Annotated in this window: 12 protein-coding genes; 7 read left to right on the top strand and 5 right to left on the bottom strand. The window is 67.5% G+C overall.

All coding sequences use genetic code 11. From position 1 onward, the window contains the following. Positions 1–181: 181 nt before the first annotated feature. The 3 genes from QZM35_RS21930 to fumC all read left to right on the top strand — a co-directional run bounded on the left by QZM35_RS21930 (position 182) and on the right by fumC (position 3,474). Positions 182–400, top strand: a complete 219-nt coding sequence (locus QZM35_RS21930) for an RNA-binding S4 domain-containing protein (RefSeq protein WP_301776762.1) — start codon at positions 182–184, stop codon at positions 398–400. A gap of 135 nt (positions 401–535) precedes the next feature. After that, positions 536–1,924: a multidrug efflux MATE transporter NorM gene (gene norM / locus QZM35_RS21925; protein WP_174974902.1), complete on the top strand. Its 1,389-nt coding sequence runs from the start codon at positions 536–538 to the stop codon at positions 1,922–1,924. 155 nt (positions 1,925–2,079) lie between these two features. Further along, entirely contained in the window at positions 2,080–3,474 is a 1,395-nt protein-coding gene (fumC, locus tag QZM35_RS21920) for a class II fumarate hydratase (protein ID WP_301776761.1), read from the top strand. A 54-nt stretch (positions 3,475–3,528) separates the two neighbouring features. Here fumC and QZM35_RS21915 read toward each other — a convergent pair whose 3' ends face one another. Both QZM35_RS21915 and QZM35_RS21910 read right to left on the bottom strand, forming a co-directional pair. Then, positions 3,529–4,041, bottom strand: a complete 513-nt coding sequence (locus QZM35_RS21915) for an acyl-CoA thioesterase (protein ID WP_039370920.1) — start codon at positions 4,039–4,041, stop codon at positions 3,529–3,531. A gap of 130 nt (positions 4,042–4,171) precedes the next feature. Continuing rightward, positions 4,172–4,312, bottom strand: coding sequence for a hypothetical protein (locus tag QZM35_RS21910; protein WP_164991999.1), 141 nt, complete (start codon positions 4,310–4,312; stop codon positions 4,172–4,174). A gap of 196 nt (positions 4,313–4,508) precedes the next feature. Between QZM35_RS21910 and QZM35_RS21905 the strand changes: the two genes are divergently transcribed. Then, positions 4,509–5,216, top strand: a complete 708-nt coding sequence (locus tag QZM35_RS21905) for a helix-turn-helix transcriptional regulator (protein WP_089424824.1) — start codon at positions 4,509–4,511, stop codon at positions 5,214–5,216. Between the two features lie 162 nt (positions 5,217–5,378). After that, positions 5,379–7,952, top strand: a complete 2,574-nt coding sequence (locus tag QZM35_RS21900) for a DUF6600 domain-containing protein (RefSeq protein ID WP_301776760.1) — start codon at positions 5,379–5,381, stop codon at positions 7,950–7,952. Between the two features lie 102 nt (positions 7,953–8,054). On the opposite strand, the gene QZM35_RS21895 is transcribed toward QZM35_RS21900, so the two are convergent. Continuing rightward, entirely contained in the window at positions 8,055–9,026 is a 972-nt protein-coding gene (locus QZM35_RS21895; RefSeq protein ID WP_039370925.1) for a thymidylate synthase, read from the bottom strand. A 41-nt stretch (positions 9,027–9,067) separates the two neighbouring features. After that, positions 9,068–10,465 (bottom strand): sigma-54 dependent transcriptional regulator, encoded by a 1,398-nt coding sequence (locus tag QZM35_RS21890; protein WP_089424823.1) that lies wholly within the window; start codon positions 10,463–10,465, stop codon positions 9,068–9,070. A gap of 501 nt (positions 10,466–10,966) precedes the next feature. Here QZM35_RS21890 and QZM35_RS21885 point away from each other — a divergent pair. Beyond that, positions 10,967–11,293, top strand: a complete 327-nt coding sequence (locus tag QZM35_RS21885; RefSeq protein WP_089424821.1) for a hypothetical protein — start codon at positions 10,967–10,969, stop codon at positions 11,291–11,293. A gap of 276 nt (positions 11,294–11,569) precedes the next feature. Next, positions 11,570–12,070 (top strand): dihydrofolate reductase, encoded by a 501-nt coding sequence (locus QZM35_RS21880; RefSeq protein WP_089424820.1) that lies wholly within the window; start codon positions 11,570–11,572, stop codon positions 12,068–12,070. Between the two features lie 72 nt (positions 12,071–12,142). On the opposite strand, the gene QZM35_RS21875 is transcribed toward QZM35_RS21880, so the two are convergent. Then, positions 12,143–12,271: IS3 family transposase (locus QZM35_RS21875; RefSeq protein WP_301776935.1), on the bottom strand; the 129-nt coding region annotated here is incomplete at its 5' end.

Below are 12,271 nucleotides of genomic sequence, written 5' to 3'. Positions count from 1 at the left end.
GACCCGCAGCCCGCGCGGCCAGTTCTCGAATCTCTCAGACTGTTACCCACCGTTTCATTTGCTGACGAATGGCTCACACTCCCTAACAACTGCGGGCGGCGGCCGGCCGCGCTCGCGCGCCGGCCCGCGGTGCCGTATGATGCGAGGCGATTCCTCCCGCGCTTTGCGCACCTTCTTCGTCATGCCCAATCTGGATTTCACGCTGACCGGCGAATACGTCGAGCTGCACAACCTTCTCAAGATCGCCGGCCTCGCGGACAGCGGCGGCACCGCGAAGCTGATCGTCGCGTCCGGCGCGGTGAAAGTCGACGGCGCGGTCGAGTTGCGCAAGACCTGCAAGATCCGCGCGGGCCAGGTCGTCCTGCTCGGCGACACGCGCATTGCCGTGCGCGAAGCCTAGGGCCGACGGTTCCCCCTGCCTGCGACATGGCCATCGGCGCGCGCGTTCGACACCGTTCGAATAAAGCCGTAAGCTAGCCGTCTCTCAAAATAAATACATATAGCGCGGGCCCGCACCCGCGCGAGCGCCCATTCCATGTCGCATTCCGGTCTTACGCGGACGGCCGCCGCGCCGCCGTCCCTGTCCAGTCATGCCGCCGATACCGCGCGCCTTGCCGCGCCGCTCGCGATCGCGCAGCTCTCGCAGATGGCAATGAGCGTCACCGACACGGTGCTGCTCGGCTCGCTCGGCCCCGATTCGCTCGCGGCGGGCGGCCTCGGCGCGAACTTCTTCTTCGTCATCGTGACCGTGCTGCAAGGCGTGCTGTCGTCGGTCAGCGTCAGCGTCGCGCATGCGCGCGGCGCCAAGGCCGACGAGCGCGTCCCGCACATCTACTGGACCGGCTTCGCGCTGTCCGTGCTGCTCGCGATTCCGGCCATCATCGCGCTGTCGCTGTCCGAACCGATCCTGCTGATGTTCCACGAGCCGCCGCTGCTCGCCCATCACGTCGGCGAATACACCGGCATCCTGCGCTTCGCCGCGCTCGGCAGCCTGATCGGCGTCGGGCTGATGCGCGCGTTCCTGCCGGCGATCGGCGCGGCGCGCCGGCTGCTGTGGGTGTCGATCGGCGGCGTCGGCGTCAATGCCGTGCTGAACTACGGGCTGATCCACGGCGCGTTCGGACTGCCGCGCCTCGGCTTCCTCGGCTCGGCGGTCGCAACGACGATCACGATCTGGCTCACCGCATTCGCCCTGATCTGGCTGCTGCACGGCCGGCAGCGCTTCCGTCATTTCGTCACCGCCGCCCGCCCGAAGCTGCCGATGATGGGCGAACTGATCGGCATCGGCTGGCCCGTCGCGATCACGTACGGGGTCGAGTCGACACTGTTCCTCGCGACCGGCCTGACGATCGGCGTGCTCGGCGCGACGTCGCTGGCCGCGCACCAGATCGCGCTGAACGTCGCATCGGTGGCGTTCATGGTGCCGCTCGCGATCGGCCAGGCCGCCAACGTGCGGGTCGGTTACTGGGTCGGCGCAGGGGCGCCCGTCGCCGCGCGGCATGCCGGCTTCGTCGCACTCGGCCTCGGTGTGGCGTTCATGACGCTGTCGGGCATCGTGCTGATCGTCGCGCCGCATGCGATCGTCGGCCTGTACCTGAACCTCGACGATCCGGCCAACGCAGCCACCGTGTCGCTCGCCGCGTCGCTGCTCGGCATCGCCGCGGTGTTCCAGATCGTCGACGGCGCGCAGACCGTCGGGTCGGGTGCGCTGCGCGGCCTGAAGGACACGCGCATCCCGATGCTCGCAGCCACCCTCGGCTACTGGGGCATCGGTTTTCCGACCGGCTACTGGTTCGCGTTCCACGTGGGCCTCGGCGCCCGCGGCCTCTGGTGGGGCCTCGCGGCCGGCCTCGCCAGCGTGGCCGTGCTGATGGCGTGGCGCTTCCATCTGAAGAGCGCGTCGCTCGTGACGTCGCCGCACTGAGCGCGACAAGACGCGAAATCCGCGCCGGCGCTATGCTAGTCGGCTGAAGATCTCGAGACGCCGCGCGAGCGGCGCGACTGCCTCACGATACGTCTGATTACGTCTGATGCCGCGCGACCACGCGCGGCCTTTCCCCTTTCCTGGAGGAGTGGATCATGAACGAAGCAGTTCGGATGGAACGCGATACGTTCGGCGAGATCGCCGTGCCGGCCGACCGGCTCTGGGGCGCGCAAACCGAGCGCTCGCTGCAGAATTTCCGGATCTCGACCGAGAAGCAGTCGCCCGAGCTGATCCACGCGCTCGCGATCGTCAAGCGCGCCGCGGCGGCCGTGAACCAGTCGCTCGGCGTGCTGGCCGACGACAAGGCGCGCGCGATCATCGACGCGGCCGACGAGATCATCGCCGGCAAGCATCCGCGCGAATTCCCGCTCGCCGTGTGGCAGACGGGCTCCGGCACGCAGACCAACATGAACCTCAACGAGGTGATCGCGAATCGCGCGAGCGAACTGATGGGCGGCGAGCGCGGCGAAGCGCGCAAGATTCATCCGAACGACGACGTGAACCGCGGCCAGTCGTCGAACGACGTCTTTCCCACCGCGATGCACGTCGCGGCCGCGTACGCGATCGTCAACCACCTGCTGCCGGCGCTGCGCACGCTGCGCACGACGCTCGACGCGAAATCGAAGGCATTCGCCGACATCGTGAAGATCGGCCGCACGCACCTGCAGGACGCGACGCCGCTCACGCTCGGCCAGGAGTTTTCCGGTTACGTCGCGCAGCTCGACCAGGGCATCCGTCACGTCGAATCGGCATTGCCGCACCTGTACGAACTCGCGCTCGGCGGCACCGCGGTCGGTACGGGGCTGAACGCGCATCCGGAGTTCGCGGTGCGCGTCGCCGATGAAATCGGCCGGCTTGCGAAGCTGCCGTTCGTGACGGCGCCGAGCAAGTTCGAGGTAATGGCGGCGGCCGATGCGCTGGTGTTCGCACACGGCGCGCTGAAGACGGTCGCGGCCGGCCTGATGAAGATCGCGAACGATGTCCGCTGGCTCGCAAGCGGGCCGCGCTGCGGGCTCGGCGAACTGTCGATTCCTGAAAACGAGCCGGGCAGCTCGATCATGCCGGGCAAGGTGAACCCGACGCAGTCCGAAGCCGTGACGATGCTGTGCTGCCAGGTGTTCGGCAACGACGTCGCGGTCAACGTCGGCGGCGCGAGCGGCAATTTCGAGCTGAACGTGTTCCGGCCGATGATCGCGCACAACGTGCTGCAGTCGGTGCGGCTGCTCGCCGACGGCGCGCAGAGCTTCAACGATCACTGCGCGGTGGGCATCGAGCCGAACCGCTCGCGGATCGACCTGCTGCTGAACGAATCGCTGATGCTGGTGACGGCGCTCAATCCGCATATCGGCTACGACAAGTCGGCGCAGATCGCGAAGAAGGCGCACAAGGAAGGCACGACGCTGAAGGCGGCCGCGCTCGCGCTCGGCTACCTGACCGAGGCGGAATTCGATGCGTGGGTACGTCCCGAGCAGATGATCGGGTCGCAGTAACGGCAGGAAGAGGCAGGATGACGGGCGCGGCGCGATGCGCGGCGCCCGCAGCGGTCAGACCGCGCCCTTCGCGACCTCTTCCGGCTTCATCTCGACGATCTTGTCGAGCGCGGCCCGCACGTCGGCCGCATATTTCGCGAGCACCTTCTGCTCGTCGGTCTCGGGCACGAACGGCGGCACCGGCACCGGGTTGCCGTTCTCGTCGACCGCGACGAACACGACGAGGCAATCGGTCGTCTGGCGCAGCATGCCGCCCTTCGGATCGCCGGCATGCACGGACACATGGATGTGCATGCTGGTGCGGCCCGTCGCGACGACGCGCGCCTTCAGCTCGACCAGATTGCCGACCATGATCGGACGCTGGAAACGGATGTTGCCGACGCTGACCGTCACGCAATAGCGGCTCGACCAGACGGCCGCGCACGCATACGCAACCTCGTCGATCCACTTCATCAGCGCGCCGCCGTGCACCTTGCCGCCGAAGTTCACGGACGACGGCTCGGCGAGGAAGCGGAATACGGTTTCGGTGCGGTCGAGGGCGGCCGGTACGGGGGACGGTTGGGACATCTTGTTGGCTCCAGGCGGCAGGGGCGCTGTAATCGGGCCATTATACGTTGCACTGCGGCAACGCGTCGCGGGGCGCCCCGTATGGCGCGGCTGCCGGGGATTGGCCCGGCGCGCGCTCGGCCGGCACCGGTCAGCGGCGCACCGTGATGCCCTGATCGATGGTTCCGTACATCTCGATGCTGCCGCCGCGCTCGCCGGACGCACCCGCACCGCCCTGCGCACAGGCCGCGCAGACGAGCGCGGCCGCCAGCAAACAGAAAATCGTCTTCATCATTGCATCGTGTCACGTGCGGCCGCCCGCTGCGGCCGCTTTCAGCCATTCTACGCGCGCGCCGCAAGCGGCCGCAGCCCGGCTCCGCCGCATCGACGACGCCCGCGCCAGTGCATCCGACATTTCAGCCAAAAGCGAAACATCGAATGCGCACGCCCACTACACTGAAGCTCATCCCGCCTGACGAGACACGACGATGACCGACCAAGACGACCACCACTTCCCGGGCCTGAGCCGCATCGGCTCGCTGATCGCCGACCCGGGGCGCGCCGCGATGCTGTGGGTGCTGATGGACGGCAGCGCGCGACCGGCAGGCGAGCTGACGATGATCGCGGGGCTGTCGCCGTCCGCTGCAAGCGCCCATCTCGCGCGCTTGACCGAGGGCGGCCTGCTCGCGCTCGACGTGCGCGGCCGGCACCGCTACTACCGGATCGCGTCGGCCGACATCGCGGCCTCGCTCGAGGCGCTCGCGAACGTCGCCCGCGCAGCCGCGCCGCATCGCCCGGTTCCGGCGCCGTCCCGCACGGTCCCGGCCGAGTTGCGCTATGCGCGCACCTGCTACGACCACATGGCCGGCGAACTCGCGGTGCGCATCTTCGACGGGCTCACCGCGCGCGGCTGGCTGCTTGCCGACGGCGATGCGATCGAGACCACCGAACTCGGCACCCAGGCGCTCGCGCAATGGGGCATCGACGTCGCGCAGCAGCGCACGCGCCGGCGCCGCTTCGCATGCGGCTGCCTCGACTGGAGCGAACGGCGCTCGCATCTCGGCGGCGCACTCGGTGCGGCGCTGCTCGATAGCTTCTGCGCGCACGGCTGGATCGAACGCGCCGCACGGCCGCGCGTGCTGCGCGTCACGGTGCCCGGACAGCAGGTTTTCGACGAGTGGCTTACGTCCGCTTGACGCCTGGATTGCGTCTGCACGACAACGGCGCGCGATCGACAGGTTTTGTTACATCGCGTGCCATTCGACTTACAAAACACCGAGCATTGAAACAGGCCGAGCGGATATTGTGAACTCAACGGCACGAATCGACGCGCCGCGATAATGACGAAGACGCTCACCATGGCCACCCTGTTCACGCTCAAGCGAACCGCCCGCTGCACGCTGGTCGCGTTCGTCGCGCTTGCGGCACTGCCCCCCGCATTCGCGCAATCGGCCGGCGCGCCGCCCTATGCGGCCGCAGCACGGCAACCGGGCGGCGATCCACCCAGCCGGGTCGCGCGGCTCAATTACCTGTCGGGTGCCGTGACGACCGAACCGGCCGGCACCGATACGTGGTCGTATGCCGCCGTGAACCGGCCGCTGACGACCGGGGACCAGCTCTGGAACGATGCCGGTGCGCGCTCGGAGCTGCACATCGGCTCGACCGCGGTGCGGCTGGGCGAGTCGACGAACCTGTCGGTGCTGAACCTCGACGACACGACGACCCAGCTGAAAGTGGGGCTCGGCACCGTATCGACACACGTGCGCGATCTGCCGGCCGGCGGATCGTACGAAATCGACACGCCTAATCTCGCGCTCGGCATCACGGGCCCCGGCGACTATCGCGTCGACGTCGCGCCGAACGGTGCGAGCACGACGGTCACGGTGCGCAGCGGCAGTGCGACCGTCTACGGCAGCAACGGCCAGTACCCGCTGTCGCCCGGGCAGCAGGTCGTGTTCACGGGCACCGACCTGCAGGTCGCGCAGCAATCCGCCGCCCCGGGCCCCGATCCGCTCGACCAGTGGGCCGCCAGCCGCGACGCGGCCGAGGAGCGCTCGGTATCGGCCCGCTATGTGTCCCGCGACATCCCCGGCTACCAGGATCTCGACGCGAACGGCACGTGGCGCGAAACCCCGAACTACGGCCAGGTCTGGGTGCCGAACGATACGCCGGCCGACTGGGCGCCGTATCACGACGGCCACTGGATCTGGCAGGCACCATGGGGCTGGACGTGGGTCGACGACGCCCCGTGGGGTTTCGCGCCGTATCACTACGGCCGCTGGGCATACGTGGACGATAGCTGGGCCTGGGTACCGGGCCCGATGGTCGTCAGCCAGCCGCCGGTCTATGCGCCGGCACTCGTCGCGTTCGTCGGCGGTGGCGGCGGCCCCGACTGGAGTGTCGCGCTCACGGTGGGCGGCGTCGCCGCGGCCGGCTGCGCGTGGTTCGCGCTCGGCCCGGGCGAACCGTGGCATCCGGGCTGGGGCGGCTGGAGCCCGCACTACTACGACCGCGTGAACCGCAACATCGTGGTGAACAACGTCAACGTGAACAAGACCGTGAACGTGACGAACATCACCAATATCACCAACATCAACAAGACGTACGTGAACTTCCGCGCGCCGCACGCGATCACGGCCGTACCGGCCTCCGCGTTCGTCCACGGCCAGCCGGTCGCGCACTTCTCGCAGCACGTCGATCCGCAACAATGGCGCAACGCGCACGTCACGCCGGGGACACCGGGGATTGCGCCGGTGCGCCAGAGCTTCACGGGCGGGCTGCGCAATGCGAGCTACCGTCCGCCTGCAGCGATTGCCCAGCACCCGTACGTCGCGACGCGCAATCCCGCCGTGCCGGCCGCGTATCGCGACCACGCGGCGGCCCACCTCGCGCAGCAAGGCGGGCGCGTACCGGGTGCCGGCGCACCTGTCGTGAAGACGAACGTGCCGGCCGACTACACGGCTCGCCCGGTCCGCGTTCCGGGCAAGCCGGACGGCGGCGCATGGGCGATGCACAACGTGCAGCTCGTGAATCCGCACGGCCCCGTCGTGCAACCGGCTCGCGCGCCTCGCGAAGGCCAGCCGGCCGCCGGGCAGGCCGGGCGGCCGGGCACACCGATGCCGGGCATGCCGAATGTCGCGCGGCCGGCGAACGGCGAAACCCCCAACGCAGCGCGTTTCGCCAACGGCGGCATGCCGCAGGCGCCCGGCAACCCGGTGCCGCATCAGGCATTCGGGCCCGGCAACGGCGTCCCGCATCCGCCGGTCGCGAACAACGGTCCGGCGGGCATCGGCAATGCACATGCGGCCGAGACGCCGTCACCCGCGTGGATGCAGCCGCACACACCGATGGAACGTCAACGCCCCGCGCCGCCGACCGCGCTCCACGCGGCGGGACAGAATGCGCTGCCGCCCGTGCGAAGCGCGTCGGTACCACATCCGGAAGGCGTGCCGACTCCGCAGGGCGCGCAGCCCGGCAGCCGGAACGAAGCGCCGCGCGCCCTGCCGCAACCGCGGCTCGACAACACGGCGCAGATTCCGCAGCCGCGTCCGCGCCCCGATTTCCAGTCGCCGGCGCAGCATGGGCAATCGCAACCTGAACGGGCCGCACCTGCGCCGCAACCGCACGCCGAATTCGCGCAACCGGCACCGCATCGCGAAGTCGCGCCGCCCCGTGTGAACGAGTACCGTCCGCCGGCCCCCGCCGTGCATGACATGCCGCGCCAGCAACCGCAGGCGCCGCGCATGGAGCCTCGGCCGCAACCTGCACCGCGTATGGAGCCGCGACCGCAGCCGGCGCCACGCATGGAACCGCGTCCGTCGATGCCCGCTCCGCACATGGAACCGCGGCCGCAACCGGCGCCGCACGTCGAGGCACCTCACCCGAGCAACCCGCCGCCGCAAGGCGGTCACGAAGAGCGGCATCGCCAGTAAGCGCCGCAAACGTGAAACAAAATGGCCCGACCGGGATCAGCCGGTCGGGCCATTTTTCTACGGGGCGCGGCGCGATGCATCCGCGCGCCCCGGCTTGCTCGATCAGACCGCCATCGGTGCGGTCAGCGGCTCATGATGGCGGTAGCCGACGAGCGAGAAATCGGACGGCTCGATCTGTTCCAGCCACTCGGGCGCGTAGACGCCCGTCTTCGCGTATTCCGGCACGCGCTCGGCAATCTCGAGCCGCGGGCTGTCGTAAGGCTCGCGCGTGAGCTGGCGCTGCAGCATGTCGAGCTGGTTCTCGTAGATGTGCGCGTCGCCGATGAAGTACGTGAACCAGCGCGGCGTGTAGCCCGTCAGCCGGCCGACGAGTTCCAGCAGCGCCGCCCCTTCCGTCAGGTTGAACGGCGTACCGAGGCCGACGTCGTTGCTGCGGATGTACAGGCACAGCGAGATTTCACGCTTCGTCGCATTCGGCAGGAACTGGTAAAGCAGGTGGCATGCGGGCAGCGCGATCTGGTCGAGTACGGCCGGATTCCACGCGTGAAACAGGATGCGGCGGTCGGACGGATTCTCCATGATCGTGTCCAGGCACTGGCGCAACTGGTCGATCGCCTTGTACAGCAGCACCTTCGGCGCACCGTCTTCGTCGAAACGCGTGACGATCCGGAAGCCGCGGCGCGTCGCATCGGCGATCTGCGCGTCGGCGCCCGCGTCGAGCACCTTGTAGCCCGGCCACTGGCGCCATTGCACGCCGTACACGTCGCCGAGATCGTCGACGCCCTGGCGATACGGGTTCGCGAGCCATTGCGCGTTCTCGTTCGCGTTCGCATCCCACACCTTGCAGCCGAGCGCGCGGAAATCGGCCGCGCTGCGCGTCGCGCGCAGGAAGCCGACCAGTTCGCCGATCGCCGACTTGAAGGCCAGCTTCTTGGTCGTCACGGCCGGGAAGCCTTGCTGCAGGTCGAAGCGCAGCATCGCGCCCGGCATGCTGATGGTGCGGATCCCCGTGCGGTTCTCCTGCCAGGTGCCGGTATCGAGAATGGTACGAACGAGATCGAGATACTGTTTCATGCGGGTTCCTTCGGCCGCGAGGGCGGCCGTACCCGCCAATTTTAGCAAGCGTGGCGAGGAAGCTCCGGCAACGGCGCCGAAAACCCTGCCAGCGTGTCGCCGCGATCGCGCATGCCGTGTGCGCACATCAGCCGGTACAGCGTGACGCGCGACACACCGAGTTCGCGTGCGGCATCCGCGAAACGGCCGCGATGCCGCAACAGCGCCTGCTCGATCGCCTGCCGTTCGGCCGCCTCGCGCGCCTCCAGCAGCGACACGGGCGCAAGCGTCGCGAAGTCGTTCAGCTCGAGATCGGCCGCGGTGATCAGCCGGCCTTCCGACATGACGATCGCGCGGCGCACGCGATTGATCAGCTCGCGCACGTTGCCCGGCCACGAATAGCCGTACAGCGACGCGACCGCGTCAGGGGAAAAGCCGCGCAGGCGACGATGCGCGTCGCCCTTGAAACGCTCGAGCATGTGGCGCGCGAGCACCTCGATGTCCTTGCCGCGCGCGCGCAGCGGCGGCTCCTCGATCTTCAGCACGCACAGGCGATGGAACAGATCCTCGCGGAACCGCCCTTCGCGCAGCGCCGCTTCCATGTCCACGTGCGTCGCGCAGATCACGCGCACGTCGACGGGCACCGACACATGGGCACCCAACCGCTCGATCTTGCCTTCCTGCAGGAAGCGCAGCAGGCTCGCCTGGCTTTCGAGCGGCAAGTCGCCGATTTCGTCGAGAAACAGCGTGCCGCCGTTGGCAGCCTCGACGCGGCCGATCTTGCGCTGGTTCGCGCCGGTGAACGCGCCGCGCTCATAGCCGAACAGTTCGGCCTGCAGCAGCGTCGACGGAATCGCACCGCAATTGATCGCGATGAAAGGCGCCTGCGCGCGCGACGAACGTTCATGAATCGCGACCGCCGTCAGTTCCTTGCCGGTACCCGATTCGCCGGAGATGAACACCGGCGCGTCGGTCGCCGCGACACGGCGTATCGTCCTGAAGAGCCCGAGCATCGCATCGCAGGTCCCGACCATTTCGCCTTCGCTGCGTCCGGCGCCGACGGGCGGCGCAACGGTTTCGGTCAGCGCGATCATTCCGTGTGCATGGCCAACAGTCTCGACGATCCGCGCCGTTTCGTACGGCATCGTCACGTAGTCGAAACAGTAGTCGCGAATGAGATGGCGCAGCGTAGCGTCCTGCAACTGGCCGCGGCGCGTCGCCGCGATCCAGCCGATGTGCTGAATGCTCAGACAGGATTCGAGTTCGCGCAGGTCGGAAGGCTTGAAGCCCGGCGAAAAATCGAGCAGCCCGGCCGTTGCGACACCATGCTGCACGACGCGCCGTACGTCTCGCACGGTCTCCGCGAGATCGACACGCCAACCGCATTCGTCAAAATGGCCGCGCAACGCGTCGTTCGGTTCGCGCGAATAGTAGATCACGTGCCGCTGATCGGCGCCCATAGCTCACCCCGTTCATCAACCGTCTAACGATTGCCGTGCACGCCAGGTCACGTGCGAAAAGGATCGAATCGGGTCAGCCGAAGGCGGCTCGATTCGCCATGCCGATGCGTGGCGACGACAAAGCCTCGCATGATGGCGCTTATCTCGCGTCCAGTTATTTTGATCAAGACAGCTTAGTTATAGGCACTGAATACGACAATCCAATTTCAGCGCGGTGGGCGATGCGGCCGTATCGCTCAGGAGGTCGATGCATGTCAATCGTCTGCACATAGCCCCGGCGCAGCGATACGCTCTGTCATCAACACTTGCGACGATTTTCATCCTTGCGGCGTATCGATTGAATCAGCAGTATTCCCAAGCCCCCTCGTTTCACGCCTGAAACATTTTCAGCCGTTTTCCGACACAATTCGCAACGCTTGAGCACGAATCGCAGTCTCGACAACGGTCCCGGCGCGATGGCATGCATTTCGCTGAACATGGAAACCGTCGGAGACAGCGACCATGCGAAAACATCTTTTTCTTTCTTTCGTGCCGCTGACCATTGCGGTCGCGGCCGCCGGCCCGCCCACGCCCGTACACGCAGACGAAGGCACGAATCCGGGTCGCGCCATGCTGCTTGCGGAAAACACGCCGAGCATGCAGCACGGCAACGGGTTCGGCATCGTGACCGTGTCGTCACCGCAACCGCTGCCGACCGGCAGGACGTCGGTGACCCTGTGGGACGAGATCCCGCCACCACCGCAATTGCCGATGCCGCTTCCGGCACCGCAGCCGGGCGACGTGCAGCACGTGATGGAAGGCACCACGCACGGCAGTACCCATCAGTGATGGCACGAGTCGAACCACTTGATCAGGATGACGTATTGATTTGTACGAGCCGGACAGCATCGACCCGATGCTGGCATCGTCGCGCTCGCAACACGAAACGGTTTTTGTGCTCCGTCCCCCGGCGGGCACTCTTTTTATTCATTCCGTCGCCGCGACGCATTGCCTCGGGCGTCGCGGCGCGCAGTGCGGAAAGGCGGATGCGCATACCCGGAACCGGCGCAGGCCGCCGTTCCGGTAAAATCGGCGCCATTCCGGTTTTCCTTTCCCCCGACCTTCATGACGACGTTGACCCTGATCGTCGCGCGTGCCCGCAACGGCATCATCGGCCGCGACAACCAGTTGCCCTGGAAACTTCCCGAGGATCTCGCCTTCTTCAAGCGCACGACGATGGGCGCACCGATCGTGATGGGCCGCAAGACCCACGAGTCGATCGGCCGGCCGCTGCCTGGCCGCCGCAATATCGTGGTCACGCGCGACGCGACGCGTCGGTTCGACGGCTGCGACACGGTCACGTCGCTCGCCGATGCGCTGACGCTCGCCGCGCGCGACGGCGTGCCCGAAGCGTTCCTGATCGGCGGCGCGCAGCTCTACACGGAAGGTCTCGCACTCGCCGACAGGCTGGTCGTCACCGAGATCGATGCCGACTTCGACGGTGACGCCTCGTTCCCTGCACCCGACGCCGCGCAGTGGCAGGAAGTGTCGCGCGATGCGCACCAGGCGGCCGCACCGAATACGTTCGGCTATGCGTTCGTCGTCTACGAGCGCAAGCGCGGCTGACGCGTCAGCACGATGAAAAAAGCCCGACCGGCGCGATGAACTGACCCCGTAAAGTTGGACGGGTTATGACGGCTAGGGCTGAGTTCTGTATTGCACGGGACTCAGCCCTTTTAGTTTCAGTTTGATGCGGTCGTGATTGTAGTAGTGGATGTAGCTTGCCAAGCCGGTTTGCAGTTCGTCCAGGTTGCGGAACCGATTCAG

The organism is Burkholderia sp. AU45274, assembly GCF_030482505.1.
Lineage (GTDB): Bacteria > Pseudomonadota > Gammaproteobacteria > Burkholderiales > Burkholderiaceae > Burkholderia.
This window is presented reverse-complemented; position numbering and strand designations above follow the sequence as displayed.